The organism is Dictyoglomus sp. NZ13-RE01 (assembly GCA_002878375.1).
GTDB lineage: Bacteria > Dictyoglomota > Dictyoglomia > Dictyoglomales > Dictyoglomaceae > NZ13-RE01.
On sequence record NIRF01000003.1, the window covers coordinates 23,657 to 39,909 of the forward strand.

Sequence of the window (16,253 nt, forward strand, 5' to 3'; positions counted from 1 at the left end):
CAATGATAGTATTAGGTATAGAAACATCTTGTGATGAAACCAGTATTGCGCTTGTAAAAGAAGGTAAAGAAATATTGTCAAACATAATATCTTCCCAGGTAGATATACACAAAATTTATGGAGGAGTAGTTCCAGAAATTGCCTCACGTCTCCATGCAGAAAGAATTAATTCTCTCCTAAAATTAGCTTTGGACTCAGCCCATATTAGATTTAAAGATATAGATCTGATAAGCGTCACCTATGGACCTGGATTAGTTGGAGCTTTATGGGTCGGTATAACTATGGCAAAAACCATATCTCTTGCCCTTAACAAGCCTTTAATAGGAGTAAATCACTTAGTGGGACACATATTTGCTAACTTCTTAAGAGAAGATCCACCAGAGTTTCCTTTTATTTCCTATATAATTTCTGGAGGTCACACAGAACTCATTTTAGTAGAAGATTATGATAAATATAAATTATTGGGACAAACCTTAGATGATGCAGCTGGGGAAGCTTTTGATAAAGTAGCAAGACTATTAGGGTTAGAATATCCTGGTGGTCCTGCTATTGAGAAAGTTGCAAAGGATGGGAAATTAACCTTTGATTTTCCAAAAGTAAAATGTGATAGAGATCTTGATATAAGTTTTAGCGGACTCAAAACTTCTGTTTTATACTTAATTAGAAATCTCCAAAAAGAAGGGAAAGCAATACCTATTGCGGATATAGCATTTTCTTTTCAGCATAGAATTGTAGAAGAACTTCTGGAAAGGGCACTTTTAGCTCTTAATAAATTTAATATATCCACATTGGTTCTGGCAGGAGGAGTAGTTGCAAATAAATATCTACAAGAGAGATTCTATAAGGCATCTAAGGAAGAGGGTTTCAAAATATATATGCCTCCTCCAATCTTATGTACTGATAATGCTGCTATGATTGCTAGTGCTGGATATTATTTATTCAAAAAGGGGAAAATTGATAATTTATATATTTCCGCAAATCCCTCTTTGACCTTAGGAGTTTAATAATGAAAAATATTAATAGTACTTTGAAAAAAGGACTGAGATACTCAATAAGTCTAACCATACTTGTTATTATAATTCTTTTAATCTTTACAACCGAAGATAAAACCTTTACTGCTCTTAAAAAAATAAACTTCTCCGCTATAGTCTGCGCAATATCTTTAAATATACTTAGTTGGTTTATCTCCGCATTAAGATATAAAACATTAGTTAACAGTTTTAGTAATAAAATAAGTTTTGTTGAGGCATTACAAATTCATCTATCCTATTACTTTGCATCTGGTATAACACCCACGTCTGCAGGCGGAGAACCATTAGAAATGTACCTTCTTTCTAAAAAAAACATACCTCTTGGACAGGCAACGGCATTTAGCCTCCTGAGGTATATGACAAATACTTTAACTTTTGCAGTAGCAACACCTATTGTGATCTATTTTTATTCGTACTTATTTCCTAATAAGATAGTTAGAGATTTAATTAAATATGGAGCTGTTTTATTAGGGATCATTATTGGATTATTTCTTATAAGTTTATACAAACCAAGACCCATAAAAAGATTGATTGCAAGATTACTGCTAAAATTTAAAAATCTTCCCTTATTAAAAAACCTTCATCCCTATAAAATAATTAGAATTGTATTTAAGACTGTGGACGATTTTCATTCCACCCTATGGAGCTTTTTAAAAGATAAAAAACTTGCTCTCTTTCAATTTATTTTGTTAAACATATTAGCATGGATAACGTACTTTCTGATTGCTCCCACTATTCTTTTAGGCTTTGGTCTTAAAGTACGCTGGGTTGAAATGGTTTTAGTCCAAATACCTGTTCTCTTTCTACTATTTTATGTTCCCACTCCAGGAGGAAGTGGAGCATCAGAATTACTCTTTTCTTTGGTATTTGCACCTTATGTCCCTAAGTATATCTTAGGTATATTTATAATAATTTGGAGAACCCTCACCCACTACTTTACCCTCATTGTAGGAGGATTTATCCTCTTCTATATTTTAGGCATTAAAAATTGGGGTGAGTAATTTATATATTGATTTGAATTTTAGGTAAGAGAGCATTATAATAATATCAAAAATTTTGGTTATTTTGGGGGTGTAAACATGTATGAATTAACCAAATTAAAGATGCATACAGCAAGTTGGACTTTCGAGAAAGTATTCCGATATGTCGCCAAAGATTACCAAAAAAGAATTCCTCAACTTATAAATCTTGTAAAGAAATTTAGCCCTGATGAAGGAACAGATAAAATAATTAAAATAGTAGAAGACAATTTTTACAATAATCCTGATGTACAGAGATTAATTAATAAAGTATTTACTGATTATGATCCTGAATATGTAGGTAAAATATTAGCATTGGTTATTATAAATGTTGGATTCTTCTGGATTCACTATGATAAACTTAATAGAGAAAAGTTTGGAGATATAGCCACACCTTACACCATTCTCATAAGTCCTACCATGAGATGCAATCTGAGATGCATAGGATGTTATGCAGGAAATTATTCAAAAGATGATGATCTTCCTCCTGAGATTGTTGATAGAATAATAAGAGAAGGCGAAGATATTGGATGCTACTTCTATACAATTTTAGGAGGAGAGCCTTTTGTATATCCTAAACTATTAGATATAGTAAATAAGCATCCAAACTCAGTATTTCAAATCTTCACAAATTCAACATTATTGAATGAGAAAATCATTGAAAGATTCTGGAAAAGTAAAAATGTAGTACCTGTTCTTTCTATAGAAGGAGATGAGGAAGAAACTGACAAGAGAAGAGGAAATGGGGTTTATGCTAAAGTGGTAGAAGCCATGGATATGTTAAAGAAAGAAGGAATTCCTTTTGGATATTCTATAACTTTAACAAGATATAATTACGAAAAGGTAACAAGACCAGAATTTTATCAATGGCTTTCAGATAAAGGAGCCTTCTTTGGATGGACCTTCCTATATATGCCTGTAGGTAGAGACGATGATCCATCTTTAATGCCAACTCCAGAGCAGAGAGCAGAATACGGAAAGTTCATTAGAAAAATAAGAGGAAAACTTCCTATTTATCCAATGGACTTTTGGAATGATGCGCCTTATGTAGGTGGGTGTATTGCAGGTGGTAGAAGATATCTTCATATAAATCATAAAGGTGAAGTAGAACCTTGTATATTTGCCCACTTTGCTGTAGATAACATTAAGGAAAAATCTTTAGTTGATGCTTTAAGATCTCCTTTCTTTAGAGAAATTCGATCTCGACAGCCATTCCATGAAAATCTACTTCTTCCTTGTATGATAATAGACTCTCCATGGATATTAAGAGAGATAGTTGCAAAAACTGGAGCTCATCCCACCCATCCTGGAGCAGATGATATAATAACCAAGTTTGCACCAGAAATGGATAAATATGCGGAAGAAGTAAGAAGAGTTTTGAATCCAATATGGGTAGAAGAATTTGGAGGGAAAGTTCCTGTAGAAGAAGATAAAGGGGTGAAGGTATAAATGGCAATAACAGAAAGAAGAAGACAGTTTTTACAAGTCCTCCATGAGCTTTACAAGGAGAAAAATAGACCTATTCATTACTATGAGATAGCTAAAAAAGTAAAAGTTAGCCCTGCAACTGCCTATGATATTCTCCAACTTCTATACAAAGAAGGGTATGTTGAAACCATATATGAAGAGGATAGTTTAAGAAAAAGGGGAAGAAAAAAGGTATTTTTTAGGCCAAAGGAGGAAAAAGGCGATCTCTTTGAGATTAATATAGACAGAACAAACGCTCTTCTTCTTTGCACAAGTTTTCTGCTTTTTCTTATCAAAAAATTAAAATGGAGTGAAGATTTAAAAAATTATGTTCTTTTCTTATTAGGAAGTAATCTAAAAATTAATATAGATTATATCCTTTTAGCTATACCTCTTTTAATCATTGGCTATATTGGTAAAAGTATATTTGAAGGAATAGATAGAGAAAGAATTAGAAGTACATTAGAGGATTACTGGAGATCACTAACAAGTTTAGCGGATGAGGAAAAAAGAGCACTTTTCAATCTAATTATATCCACTGTAAAAAGCATATAAAAAGAGGGGGGAATCTTTCCCCCCTCACACTCTTGAAACTCTTATAAATCCTGACGCATTTATTATTTCTACTCCATTTTTCTCAATATTATCTAGTATAATGTTCATCCCTAAAGAATCAGAAGCCATATGCCCTGCTATCACCACATTTATATGATGCTTTTCTGCCTCTTTTCTATGGTCTTCACTCATATGCATCCCTACTATGGTTCCTATTCCAGCTTGTGCCATTTTTTCTATCAGCTCTACAGCTCCTTCCGTTCCTCCTGTCATATCTACAAAGATTTTTCCAGCCCTATTTTTAGGGTTTCCAACTAATATTTTTGGTGGATTATTCCTCTTAATTGCCTCTTTATACTCAGGAATTTCCTCCAAGATTTCTAAGACTTCTCCTAAGGTATATGGAGTTTTCTCGTCAAACAATCTTTGTAAATAAGTAGCTACACAGTTGTCTGCAGGAGTATGACAGCACATAAAAGGAATATCTAATATTCTTGCAGAATCTACAGACTTATAATGATTAGCAGGGAGAACTCTTCTTTCCACCTCTCCAATACGAGGATACATTAATCCTTCTGCAATATTTATAGGAATGCCCCATTTATATAAAAGGTCTTCTTGAAGATGCATAACCTCGTAGAAATTGGCATATGCCTTTCCCTGAGGATGATGGGATATTACAAGATCAACCTTTCTGTTTTGCCTTTCCAATTCTTTTGCAAGTAGTAATTCCGATGTATCAATATCTATACCTACTAAAACTCTTTTAACCTCTCTTTCTGGATCACCATAAAGAATTCTTGTGTCAGCATATGGGTTTTTTAGCTTTTCTAAGTCAAATCTTTCCCTTTCTTTATCATTCATCTTCTCATATTCTCTTCTAGTTCTTTCTAATAACTTTTGTACCTCATCCCAACCTCTGGGATCATTCTTCATGCCAATCTCCACAAAGAGTTCATATATTTCCTGTATTTTCATGTAATTTCCTCCCCTACATCGTTTATTTTAAAAACGGATTTTCATCTGGATAAAGAGTTCCTGCTGGTAAAGGATAGTAAATCTCCTCTATTCCCAAAACCTTAAGAACTTCAAATAAGGTTTTTCCTACATGTTTAAAACCAACTGCAGAGTGATGTGGAAACTTCTTTTCTAACAACACATACCTATAAAATCTTCCCATTTCTTTTACTGCAAATACACCTATACAACCAAAAGACTTAGGATCTATGTCTAAGACTTCTCCTTCCGCTATGTATGCTCTCAAGTTTGTTGATGGTGTACTCTGCAGTCTAAAGAGAATTATTTCACCAGGTCTTATTCTACCCTCTAAAGTACCTCTTGTAATATCAGGTTCTTTCCCAGGTTCCATTAGTCTATGCATTATTAACTGATATTTCATTGAATAATCTAACAAACAGCATGATGGTGTATTTCCACAATGAAATCCCATAAATAGGTCTGTTGCCTTATAATCTTTAATTTTGTCCTTTGATTCCTCTATTAAATCATAAGGAACAGTATTATTTATATCTAGTAGTGTTGCAGGTACTTCACTGGCTGTATATATCATATATTCACTAAGAGCTCCGTAAACATCAACCTCACAAGCAACAGGAATACCACGTGTAGCAAGACGTGAATTCACATAGCAAGGAACAAAGCCAAAGAATTTCTCAAAGGCTGGCCAGCATTTATTTGCAAATATAGCAAACTCCGCCATACCTAAATTTTTCTCTAAAAATTCTGTTAGTGCCACTTCATACTGGGCTAATTTTCTTAGTAGCTCAGGATATTTGTTTCCAACTCCAAGCTCTTTTGACATATCCTCCATTATTTCAGGAATTTTAGGATGATTTTCTGCACTTCTATATATATCTAATAAATCTAATTCACTATTTTCCATTATAGATATTCCAAGATCATATAGAGGCTTAATTGGAGTATGCATAGTAACAAAATCTTCTGGTCGAGGTCCAAAAGAAAAGATCTTAAGTTTTTTCAATGCCAATAAAACCCTTGCTATTGGTATAAATTCCTTAATCATATCCGCAATTTCAGAAGGTATACCTACTGGATATGTGGGGATATAAACCCTTCTATTTCTCAAGCCTAAATTGTATGAAAGACTTAAGAAGCCACAGTATGCGTCTCCTCTTCCATTAAAAAGATCTCTTCCCGTTTCCTCCCCAGCTGCACATGCCATCACAGGACCATCAAATTTTTGGGCAAGAAGAGAAGTAGGTCCTTCAGGACCAAAATTACCAAGATATATGACTAAACTATTAACACCTTTATCCTTTATCTCTTGTAATGCTTTTCCTACATCCGCTTCTTTCTCAACGATAGTTTCCAAATTTATTATTGGAATACCTTTTTTATTACATTCCTCAACTACCTTATTTCTTCTATTTCTCGATAGCTCAATAGGGAAGCAATCTCTACTTACCGCTACAATCCCCAATTTTACCTCTGGAATATTTTTCATTTAAAATTCACCTCCTACAAAATTTATCTTTGACCATAAATATTATGGAATCTCTCATACCATTTTCTAACCTCTTCCATCGGAATAGCAGAAGGCTGTCCCATTGTGATTGCCAAATAACAAGTTTTAGCAATTTCCTCTACCATAACAGCATATTTTAAAGCTTCTGTAGGACTCTTTCCAAAAGTAAAAACACCATGATTTTTCAGAAGTATCACTGGGACAAAAAAAGTATTACTTTTTACCCACTCAGGTCTATTTATAGTCTCCATTGTTTCTAAAATTGCATTTCCAACATCCTCTAAAGGGATAGGTGAAGCATATCTTGCTACAGGAATTTCTTCCCCAAAATAATCTGCATGGGAAGTTAAATAAACAGGAATAGGCTTTCCTAATATGGCAAAGCTTGTGGCATAAGGAGAATGAGTATGGACAATACCACAAATCTCCTTCCTCTTTCTGTAGACTATAATATGAGAAAGAGTATCAACTGATGGTTTTAAATCTCCTTCTACAATATTTCCTTCTAAATCAACTACCACCATCTTTTCAGGAGAAAGATCCTCATATTTTACCCCACTTGGCTTTATTACCACAAGATTTGTCTCAGGATCTCTGCCACTCACATTTCCACTAGTCATAACTACTAAGTTATTCTTAGGAAGCTCCATATTCATCTCATAAACTTCTTTTCTCAACCTTTCTAAGATCATCTTTAATCCCCCATTTCATTTAAGCCTTTTTTAGTCTTATAACATTCCACGAAAGTTTCTTTAAATTACTCTCCAAAATGTTATTATCAACTTTTGAGTTTTCCCTCTGGGAAAATGGAGTAACCTTATTAGGTTCCTGAGGAGTATTTCCAACAAACGGATCAAAAGCAGTATAAACTATATGATCAAGAAGCATAAGTTTTTCAAAACCATTAAACTTAAATTCTACCGTTAGATCATCAGTTGTACTTCTATTGACTGCAAAAATATTTATTGTTTCTTCTTCCTCATTATATATTCCTATTACATCCAAAACAGGAACATCCGTAAAGTTTTTACAATCATATTTTGGTGATTCTATTTTAGGTAGCAGTGCTAATCCATGACCAAATTTTGAAGCATGCATAAATGGATAGTATATGGTTTGTCTATAGGCAATTCCACCTTTAACAGTTGTTATGGGAGCAAGTACATTTACAAGTTGAGCCAAACATGCAATTTTGACCCTATCTGAATGTTTCAAAAGTGTAATTAGCATAAGTCCTACTAATAATGCATCTGCAAAATTGTAATCTTCTTCCAATATAGGAGGTGCAATTTGCCAAGGCTCCACATTTTTATCCTTTTCATGAGAATGATACCACACGTTCCATTCATCAAAAGAGATATTCAATTTTTTATTACTTCTTTTCAATGCCTTTACGTAATCTATGGTAGATACCACTGTATAAATAAAATTGTCCATCTCTAAGTTTTTTGCCAAAAAGCTTTCCAGTTCTCCTGGATAATTTGCATAATAATGTAAAGAGACATAATCTACAACATCATAGGTATGCTCCAAAACTATCCTTTCCCATTCTGGGAATGTACTCATAAAAGGAGAGGAGCTTCCACAGACTACAAGTTCAATTTTATCATCTACCATCTTCATTACTTTTGCCGTTTCTCTTGCTAATCTTCCATATTCGTGGGCAAGTTTATGACCTATCTGCCATTCTCCATCCATCTCATTTCCAAGATTCCAAACCCTTATTTTATGGGGTTCTTTGTATCCATGTTTTATTCTCAGATCACTATAATAGGTTCCACCTGGAAAATTGCAGTATTCTACCAAATTTCTTGCAGAATCTATTCCTTTAGTTCCCAAATTTATTGCCATCATAACCTCAGAGTTAACTTTTTTACTCCATAAAACAAATTCATTAATACCAACTTCATTAGGTTCTATACTTCTCCAAGCAAGCTCCAATTTCTTAGGTCTTTGCTCCTTAGGACCTACACCATCTTCCCAATTGTATCCAGATACAAAATTTCCCCCAGGATATCTTATAATAGGCACATTCAAATCTTTGACAAGCTCTATTACATCCTTTCTAAAGCCATGCTCATCTGCAGTAGAATGATTAGGTTCATATATTCCTGTGTAAATAGCTCTTCCCAAATGTTCTATAAAAGAGCCATAAATCCTTTTATCCACATGAGAGATAACAAATTCCCTGTCAAATAAAACTCTGGCTTTTTTCATAACATTTATAACCTCCTTTTAGGGTTTACAGAGCCTTTATTATTTAAAGCACGGGATGCTGTGGAAGTTCCAACCTCTGCCAACCTGGTTACATCTTTTATTGTTATATGTCTCATAGCCTCATTCACCAAATTTTTTACTAAAGTATATACTATAATTTTAAATGTATGTCAAATAAGATTCTTTACTACGATCAATCTTAGGAATTCACTGCGATAATATGGCTTCTAATCCATTTTGGAAATCTACTAACTGAGATATATACTCTTCTAATTCTGATATTTTTCTTAATATCAAATTCTTATCTACCAATATTGTATCTCCTTTTAAAAATAGCTCTCTCTTTTACAGAGAAATCAAAATATTCTCTTAATGTTAAAGATTCAAAAGAATATCTTAATGAAGGATCTTTATCAACAAGAACTTTCTTATTCTGTATAATTCTTGCTTTTAGGGATAATGGGGCGGTATTAAGAATAACTAAATCAATCTCATCTGTATTTAGAGCATCAATTAATAAAGAGAGAATTTCCAACTTTGTTTCTAATATATTTTCTGTTTCTAAAAGATATATGGCTATATCTATATCGCTTATAGGAGAAATTCTTCCCTTAGCTAAACCCCCAAATAAATATGCAAACACAACATTATGATGCTTTTCAAGGATATTCTTAGCCCTTAAAATAAGCTCTTCTATATTTTCAGGTAAAACTCTTTTACCAATTCTCATTTCTACTATAATTTATAATTCTAAAGTTTTTTAGTCAATCATGTTATAATAAAAGTATGAATAGGGCTTTTGATTGGTTAAGACAAGCAAAAAGAGACTTGGAGCAGGCAATAGATTCGCAAAAGGCAGGAAGACATGAATGGGCATGCTTCTCTGCACAGCAATCAGCAGAAAAAGCGGTAAAGGCACTTCATCTTTTTTTAAAACAGGAAGCATGGGGGCATGTTATTGCAAAACTTCTGGCAGAACTTCCTGAAGAAATTTCTGTCCCTCAGGAGCTAATTGAAAAAGCAAAAGTATTAGACAATTTTTATATACCTACAAGATATCCTAATGGGCATCCCGAGGGAGCACCTTTTGAACATTATGGACCTATACAAAGTAAGGAGGCAATAGAATATGCCAGTGAGATCCTTGAATTCGTCAGTTCTAAAATGGGCGGATCATAAGAAGATAGAAGAAGAGTTAAAAAATTGGATAAATAATGTTGTGAGGGAAAAAAGGGGGATAATAAAAATAGGATATTTTGGGTCTTATGCTCGAGGAGACTATGGAGTAGGAAGCGATCTTGACTTAATTATAATCTTAGAGAGTTCTTCCCTTCCTTTTGAAAAAAGAGGAATAGATTGGGATACAACAAAATTTTCCGTCCCCGTAGATCTTTTAATATATACAATAGATGAATGGAAAAAGCTTGAAGAAGAAAACTCTCCCTTCTACAAAAAAGTAAGTAGAGAAATTGTTTGGGTGTTTGAAAGTGACGAGTGACGGGTAAATTCTTTTACTTCATGAGCTCTTCCGCATAAGCAATTGCAGATTTAATATCATCAATCGTTGCCCCCTCCGCCAAGTTATCCAAAATAACAGAGACCAAAATCCTCGTCCCTTTGATACATGCCTTTCCATGGCATATTTTAGGATCAACAATAATTCTTTCTCTCCAATCCATACTATGCTTCCTCCTTAGTAAAACCAACTATATTACGCTCAACTTACTACTGACATTACTGCCTTTTCCAAAACTCTTATTACCTCATCTATCTCTTCCTCAGTCAAATTATTGTGAAAGGGCAAAGCCAAAGTCCTCTTTGCAATATTTTCTGTTACAGGAAGTTCTCCTCCTTTATATCCAAACATCTCTCTCATATATGGCTGTAAATGTATTGGTGAAAAATATCCCCGTGCTGGAATTCCCTCTTTTGCCATCTCTTCAATAACTTTATCTCTATCAATCCCATTTTCCAAAGTAATTACGTACACAAACCAGCTCATACGAACATATGGCTTTACCTTAGGAGGTCTTACCCAAGAAAATTTTTTAAGCTTTTCTGTATACATTTGAGCAACTTTTTCTCTCTTTTGTAAAAAACTCTCAATTCTTTTTAATTGGGACACTCCAAGAGCGGCAGACATTTCGTCCATCCTGTAATTATATCCTAACCTTTCATGATGAAGCCATGCGCCCATCTCTCCCCTTCCCTGATTTCTCAAACTTCTTGCCATCTTAGCTATATTTTCATCATCTGTTACTATTATTCCACCTTCACCTGTTGTTATCTGCTTATTCGGATAAAAGGCAAAAGCACCTGCAGATCCAAATTGCCCAATCTTTTTTCCCTTATACTCTGCTCCTAATGCCTCACAGGAATCATCTATAACTTTTAAATTGTATTTATCCGCAATCCTTAATATTTCATCCCACTCTGCAGGATGACCAAAAACATCTACCACCATTATTGCTTTTGTCCTTTTTGTAATCTTTCTCTCTAAATCTTCTGGATCAAGATTATATGTCTCTGACTCTATATCTACAAAAACAGGAATAGCTCTCTCATAAAGAATAACATTCACACTGGCACAAAAGGTAAAAGAAGGAACTAAAACCTCATCCCCTTCCCCTATCCCTAAGGCTCTAACAATTGTATGAAGAGCGGTTGTTCCAGAGCTAACTGCAACTGCATATTTTACCCCAACATATTTCGCCATAAGCTCTTCAAATTCCTTTGTTTTTGGTCCTAAAGATAACCTCCCAGATTTTAAAACCTCAACTACCGCCTGAATATCAGACTCATCAATATCAGGTGAAGACATAGGTATTTTTTCCATAAATGCCCCCTTATTTAACCTTATCAAAGTTTAAAATGTCCATATTATCATCTTTCATAGCCATAGCATAAATCTTTTTCTTTGTTAAGTATACTACTACTTCTTCAGGAAGATATAAAGATGAAAATATTGGTATTATTTTCTTATCTTTATATTCAGGAAAGTAATCATATATCTCCTTTAGAACGTCTATGAATTCATTTATATACTCCATCCTTGGATTAGACTTTGTCTCATTTATTATTACATTATCATTCCAGATCGCAATGACATCAAATTCTCTAAACTTGCTTCGATCTTTGGTATTCCTTCTCCTTACTCTTACTGCAAAGAAATCAAAATCTTCACATCCAAAATACTTCTTAGCGACCCCTCCTATATTTGGAGCTACAATATCCTCTACTAATGTTCCCATTTTATTGGCAAGATCTCCCCAGCGTTTGTTCATTTCATCCTTAAAAGCCTTCATCTCATCCTTGAATTCTTCCAAAGATGTCTCTAATCTTCTTAGAGCCACATCAGTATTTACAATAAATTGACTCAATATACTCTCTAATCTTTTTGTCATTTTCAACTGTTTTAGACATTTATTCTCCTCAGATAGCAACACTTTCACTAATGCCTTTTTTAAGATTGTATCACATTTTACAAGCCGTGACATATGATATTTTAACTTGCCCTATAACCCTTATTTATAGGATCTATTTATATATTCTTCCAAGAGAATTAATAATAATTCTTTAACTAGAGTTTCTTTAATACTTCTACCACTTCTCTAAAGATCTTTTCAATACTCGGCTCTTCACATTCTAAATGGTCATTTGGATTTTCAAAGGGATGCTTGTGCCATTCTTTAAGATTGTCATAACCTATTATATTTTTATCCTTCTTAACAAAGATAACCAGTGTTTCTTTTCCATCTCTAAAGCTTCCCATTCAATATAATCTGTCTCAACTTCATGGGAAAATTTATTCTCTATCTTGTCTTCATCCCATAATTTTTTAAATTCTTCAAAAGTCATTCCATACTTTGTCTCATATCTTAAGATATTTTTGTTACATTCCTCCAGATTAGACCTGATCTTTTCTATAGCAAGTACTTTTATCTTCTCTTCATAACTCTCTCCCTGAATTATGTCCAAAAGCTCTTTTATATCTTCTGGCAATTTCACAATACTCATATCTCTATCACCTCATTAATTTAGGCTAAGTGTTTCTTTATTAAGTATACCATAAGCAAGTCTTTAGCCGATATATAAGAAATACTGAACAATTTATATTGTACTTAGACATTCTCTTTCTTTATTGCATTCTGAATAAGGATACCATAAAAATAGAAAAATGCCATGTTCTTTTTTCACTCCTTTCCTTTAATACTTAGATTATCTTCTATGAAATCTAATAAAATTAGGGGATACCATCTCCCTTCCGTGTTCCAGACTCATTCCTAATATCCTCTTGCTTTTTTATAATTTTTGTATTATTATTCAATGTATGAATGAAAATCATTCAGGTTTTGAATTAAAATATAAAAAGAGACTGCTAGGAGAAAAAGTTAAAAGGGCAATAGAGAACTTTCCTGTTGTGGTTATAACTGGAGCAAGACAGGTAGGCAAGAGTACTTTTCTTCAAAATGAATTCCCAGATTTTAAATACTTAAACTTAGATGACTTTTCTATATTAGAGCAAGTAAAGATAGACCCCTATTCTCTATGGATTGGAGAAGAAAAGATTATTATAGATGAAGTTCAAAAGGCTCCAGAAGTTCTTTTGGCTATAAAAGATACTGTAGATAAAACAAAAAGAAAAGTGAGATTTATCCTTTCAGGGTCATCAAATCTACTACTTATGAAAGAGGTTGGCGAGAGTCTTGCAGGAAGAGCTGTATATTTTGAAATGTTTCCTATGACGTATAGAGAAATTAAAGGAGATATTCAAGAGAATAACTTTTTAAAATTATGGCAGGATGAAATTATAAAGGAGGAAACAATTGAGAAGGTTAATTCTATAACTTTTCTTCTAAAAGGATTTATGCCTCCTCTTCTATATATGGATGATTTAGACGCAATACTTTTATGGTGGGAAGGATATATAAGAACTTACTTGGAGAGAGATTTAAGAGAACTTTCTCAGATAGAGAGCATAATTGATTTTAGAAGATTGATGACAGCCTTAGCTCCAAGGAGTGGAAATGTAATTAATCAGTCAGAAATAGCAAGGGAAGTTGGGATTAGCCAGCCAACAGTATACAGGTATCTAAAATTATTAGAAGTCTTAAACATAATTAAAAGAGTACCTCCTTATTTTTCTAATATTCTTAAAAGAATAATAAAATCTCCAAAATTATTCTTTATTGACCCTGCCCTTTGCAGTTACTTATCGGGCTATTATGGAGAAGAAAGTTTAATTAATGCACGTGAATTGGGCAATTTCTTTGAAACTATTGTTTTTCTTCATCTACAAGTTTATTCGGAACTCCTCACTCCAAGAGGAAAAGTCTGCTATTATAGAACCACATCAGGAAAAGAGGTAGATTTCATAATTGAATGGGGAAGAAAGACTCTTGCCTTCGAAGTCAAGTTCACAGAAAAACCAACCCAAAAAGATATTAAGAATTTATTAGAATTTATAGAGGAAAATCCTAATACCATAAGAGGGATTTTGATTTACAGCGGGAATTCAATAAGATACCTGCATTCAAAAATACTTGCCATTCCCTGGTGGTGGCTATAAAGACTTATATGCTTTACAGGATTAATAAATTGATGTCTAATTTTAGTATTAAAATTAGACTTCATATAAAGGAGGCACATATGGAAAAAACAGTAAGTCTTACAGTAAGAATCCCTCAATCTCTCTATAAGAGAATAAAAGAACTTTCTAAAAAGGAAAACAAATCTCTCAATGAATTGATAAGAGAACTCACAAAAAATTGGTTAAAAGAGAAAGAAGAAAAGTTGCTTTTTGAGGCATTTAGCATATTAGGAGAAGAAGATGTAGAATATGCATCTATAGCACAAAAAGAGATAATCTTTGCCGATGAAAAACCCTAAGAGATTTGAGATTTGGCTTGTTAACTGGAATCCAGGAAGAGGCTCAGAGCAAGAAGGCTTGAGACCATCTTAGGTACCTCATCTATTATTTCTTTAAGCATCATCTCACCTCTATTTTTATTACAAATTATATTGTATCACATCTTAAAGGCCGTGACAGGTGACACGTAACAGGTAACAGAGAAAGAACGTGACGGGTGATGAGTGACACGTGACGGGAAAAAGGCCGTGATGCGTGATACGTGACGCGTAACAGGTGGCATTAACCCTCTCGCAATAAAATTCCATCTTTGGCTAATTTCTCTTGTAGGTCTTCTAAAGATATCGTAGGTTTGCTTTACATCCTGAAATAATTGCAAGATCGTGTAAATCTTTCAATAATTCTTCAAGTTCTTCTATAGGGATTATTACTGCTATCTTTTTCCCTTCTCTGGTCACAATGTATTGTCCTCATAGATTTTTTATCATCTTCCACTCATCATCCAATTTTTCCTTAAAACTTTACAGTTGTTATTATAGCTAATAAAAATCTCTCTTTCTCTATCCCTCTAAATTCATGTATACACATTCTAAATATCAAAAAAGTAATCCCAAATCTCTATACTTTTCTTTATAATATTCAACTGCTTCTCTTAATCCATCTTCTAAACTATATTCTGGTCTCCATCCAAGTACTTTTAAAGCTTTTCTATTATCAAGATAACTATGCACTATGTCTCCTTTTCGAGGGTCTGAATAAATAGGTTTCAAGGATGTATTCATTATTTTATTCATTATCTCAACAAGCTCATTTATACTTGTAGGCTTACCTGTACTTATATTCAAAATCTCATTATCTCCTCTTTCTAAAGCTAAAAGATTAGCTTTAGCAACATCTTTCACATAAACAAAATCCCTCGTCTGATTTCCATCTCCAAAAATAATAGGTCTTTCCCCTCTAAGCATTCTATCTATAAAAATAGATATTACTCCACCTTCTCCTTTTGGATCTTGCCTTATTCCATATACATTAGCATAGCGTAAAATTGTATATTTCAAGCCATATAGTTTGCTGTATACATCAAGATAATGCTCTGGGGTATGCTTTGATACTCCATAGAAAGATATAGGATTTACTTTATGATTCTCATCTATAGGAAGATATTCAGGATCTCCATATACTGCTGCAGAAGATGCATAAACAATCTTTTTAATATTAAATTTTCTACAACATTCTAATAAATTCACTGTGCCAAGCACATTTACTTTTAAATCAAACATAGGGTCATTAATTGATTTTTGAACATCTATTTGTGCTGCCTGATGAATTACATAATTAGGTTTTTCTTTCTCAAAAATTTCATATAAATCATCATCTGTGATGTCTTTTTTATAAAAAACTGCTTTTTTATTAATAAACCCTTCTTTTCCTGTTGAAAGATTATCTATAATTACAACTTCATATCCATTTTCAACCAGTAAATCTACAATATGCGAGCCTATAAACCCAGCTCCACCTGTAACTAAAATTTTCATAACATATTTTCCTCACCAAATTATCTTAACTAAATAGCATAAAAATTTAAAATA

19 protein-coding genes are annotated in these 16,253 nt (G+C 33.3%); 8 read left to right on the forward strand and 11 right to left on the reverse strand.

Going from position 1 to position 16,253, the window contains the following annotated elements; translation table 11 throughout:
- Positions 1-2 precede the first annotated feature (2 nt).
- The 4 genes from tsaD (at position 3) to CBR30_03650 (ending at position 4,072) form a co-directional block, all read left to right on the forward strand.
- Positions 3-1,004 carry a tRNA (adenosine(37)-N6)-threonylcarbamoyltransferase complex transferase subunit TsaD gene (gene tsaD, locus CBR30_03635; protein PMQ01772.1) on the forward strand — a complete coding sequence of 334 codons (1,002 nt, stop codon included), beginning with the start codon at positions 3-5 and terminating at the stop codon, positions 1,002-1,004.
- A 2-nt stretch (positions 1,005-1,006) separates the two neighbouring features.
- A complete protein-coding gene (locus CBR30_03640) occupies positions 1,007-2,032 on the forward strand; it encodes a TIGR00374 family protein (protein ID PMQ01773.1) in 1,026 nt (341 codons plus the stop codon).
- A gap of 78 nt (positions 2,033-2,110) precedes the next feature.
- Positions 2,111-3,499, forward strand: a complete 1,389-nt coding sequence (locus tag CBR30_03645; protein ID PMQ01774.1) for a radical SAM protein — start codon at positions 2,111-2,113, stop codon at positions 3,497-3,499.
- Positions 3,500-4,072, forward strand: a complete 573-nt coding sequence (locus CBR30_03650; GenBank protein ID PMQ01775.1) for a hypothetical protein — start codon at positions 3,500-3,502, stop codon at positions 4,070-4,072.
- A 24-nt stretch (positions 4,073-4,096) separates the two neighbouring features.
- Here CBR30_03650 and CBR30_03655 read toward each other — a convergent pair whose 3' ends face one another.
- From CBR30_03655 to CBR30_03680, 6 genes are all read right to left on the reverse strand, one after another.
- Positions 4,097-5,050, reverse strand: a complete 954-nt coding sequence (locus CBR30_03655) for an NGG1p interacting factor NIF3 (protein PMQ01776.1) — start codon at positions 5,048-5,050, stop codon at positions 4,097-4,099.
- A 22-nt stretch (positions 5,051-5,072) separates the two neighbouring features.
- Entirely contained in the window at positions 5,073-6,557 is a 1,485-nt protein-coding gene (locus CBR30_03660; protein PMQ01777.1) for a fucose isomerase, read from the reverse strand.
- A 23-nt stretch (positions 6,558-6,580) separates the two neighbouring features.
- Complete coding sequence (locus CBR30_03665; protein ID PMQ01778.1) at positions 6,581-7,270, reverse strand: L-ribulose-5-phosphate 4-epimerase; 690 nt, start codon at positions 7,268-7,270, stop codon at positions 6,581-6,583.
- A gap of 19 nt (positions 7,271-7,289) precedes the next feature.
- The gene (locus CBR30_03670; GenBank protein ID PMQ01779.1) at positions 7,290-8,795 is read right to left on the reverse strand and encodes an alpha-N-arabinofuranosidase; all 1,506 of its coding nucleotides are present in this window, start codon (positions 8,793-8,795) and stop codon (positions 7,290-7,292) included.
- 5 nt (positions 8,796-8,800) lie between these two features.
- Positions 8,801-8,911: a hypothetical protein gene (locus CBR30_03675; protein ID PMQ01780.1), complete on the reverse strand. Its 111-nt coding sequence runs from the start codon at positions 8,909-8,911 to the stop codon at positions 8,801-8,803.
- A 185-nt stretch (positions 8,912-9,096) separates the two neighbouring features.
- A complete protein-coding gene (locus CBR30_03680) occupies positions 9,097-9,525 on the reverse strand; it encodes a hypothetical protein (GenBank protein ID PMQ01781.1) in 429 nt (142 codons plus the stop codon).
- 56 nt (positions 9,526-9,581) lie between these two features.
- On the opposite strand from CBR30_03680, the gene CBR30_03685 reads away from it, so the two are divergent.
- Positions 9,582-9,974, forward strand: coding sequence for a DNA-binding protein (locus CBR30_03685; protein PMQ01782.1), 393 nt, complete (start codon positions 9,582-9,584; stop codon positions 9,972-9,974).
- Positions 9,925-10,293 carry a hypothetical protein gene (locus CBR30_03690; GenBank protein PMQ01783.1) on the forward strand — a complete coding sequence of 123 codons (369 nt, stop codon included), beginning with the start codon at positions 9,925-9,927 and terminating at the stop codon, positions 10,291-10,293. Before CBR30_03685 ends, CBR30_03690 begins: the two co-directional genes overlap by 50 nt.
- A gap of 13 nt (positions 10,294-10,306) precedes the next feature.
- Here the strand turns inward: CBR30_03690 and CBR30_03695 are convergent, their stop codons facing one another.
- From CBR30_03695 to CBR30_03710, 4 genes are all read right to left on the reverse strand, one after another.
- Positions 10,307-10,474, reverse strand: a complete 168-nt coding sequence (locus tag CBR30_03695; GenBank protein PMQ01784.1) for a hypothetical protein — start codon at positions 10,472-10,474, stop codon at positions 10,307-10,309.
- Positions 10,475-10,512: 38 nt separating this feature from the next.
- Positions 10,513-11,631 carry a polysaccharide biosynthesis protein gene (locus CBR30_03700; protein PMQ01785.1) on the reverse strand — a complete coding sequence of 373 codons (1,119 nt, stop codon included), beginning with the start codon at positions 11,629-11,631 and terminating at the stop codon, positions 10,513-10,515.
- Between the two features lie 10 nt (positions 11,632-11,641).
- Positions 11,642-12,199 carry a hypothetical protein gene (locus tag CBR30_03705; GenBank protein ID PMQ01786.1) on the reverse strand — a complete coding sequence of 186 codons (558 nt, stop codon included), beginning with the start codon at positions 12,197-12,199 and terminating at the stop codon, positions 11,642-11,644.
- Positions 12,200-12,503: 304 nt separating this feature from the next.
- Positions 12,504-12,812 (reverse strand): hypothetical protein, encoded by a 309-nt coding sequence (locus CBR30_03710; GenBank protein PMQ01787.1) that lies wholly within the window; start codon positions 12,810-12,812, stop codon positions 12,504-12,506.
- A gap of 313 nt (positions 12,813-13,125) precedes the next feature.
- Here CBR30_03710 and CBR30_03715 point away from each other — a divergent pair, with 313 nt between their 5' ends.
- Both CBR30_03715 and CBR30_03720 read left to right on the forward strand, forming a co-directional pair.
- Positions 13,126-14,364, forward strand: a complete 1,239-nt coding sequence (locus CBR30_03715) for a hypothetical protein (GenBank protein ID PMQ01788.1) — start codon at positions 13,126-13,128, stop codon at positions 14,362-14,364.
- Between the two features lie 8 nt (positions 14,365-14,372).
- Complete coding sequence (locus CBR30_03720) at positions 14,373-14,684, forward strand: hypothetical protein (GenBank protein PMQ01789.1); 312 nt, start codon at positions 14,373-14,375, stop codon at positions 14,682-14,684.
- 576 nt (positions 14,685-15,260) lie between these two features.
- Here CBR30_03720 and CBR30_03725 read toward each other — a convergent pair.
- Entirely contained in the window at positions 15,261-16,199 is a 939-nt protein-coding gene (locus tag CBR30_03725; protein PMQ01790.1) for a UDP-glucose 4-epimerase, read from the reverse strand.
- Between the last annotated feature and the right edge of the window lie 54 nt (positions 16,200-16,253).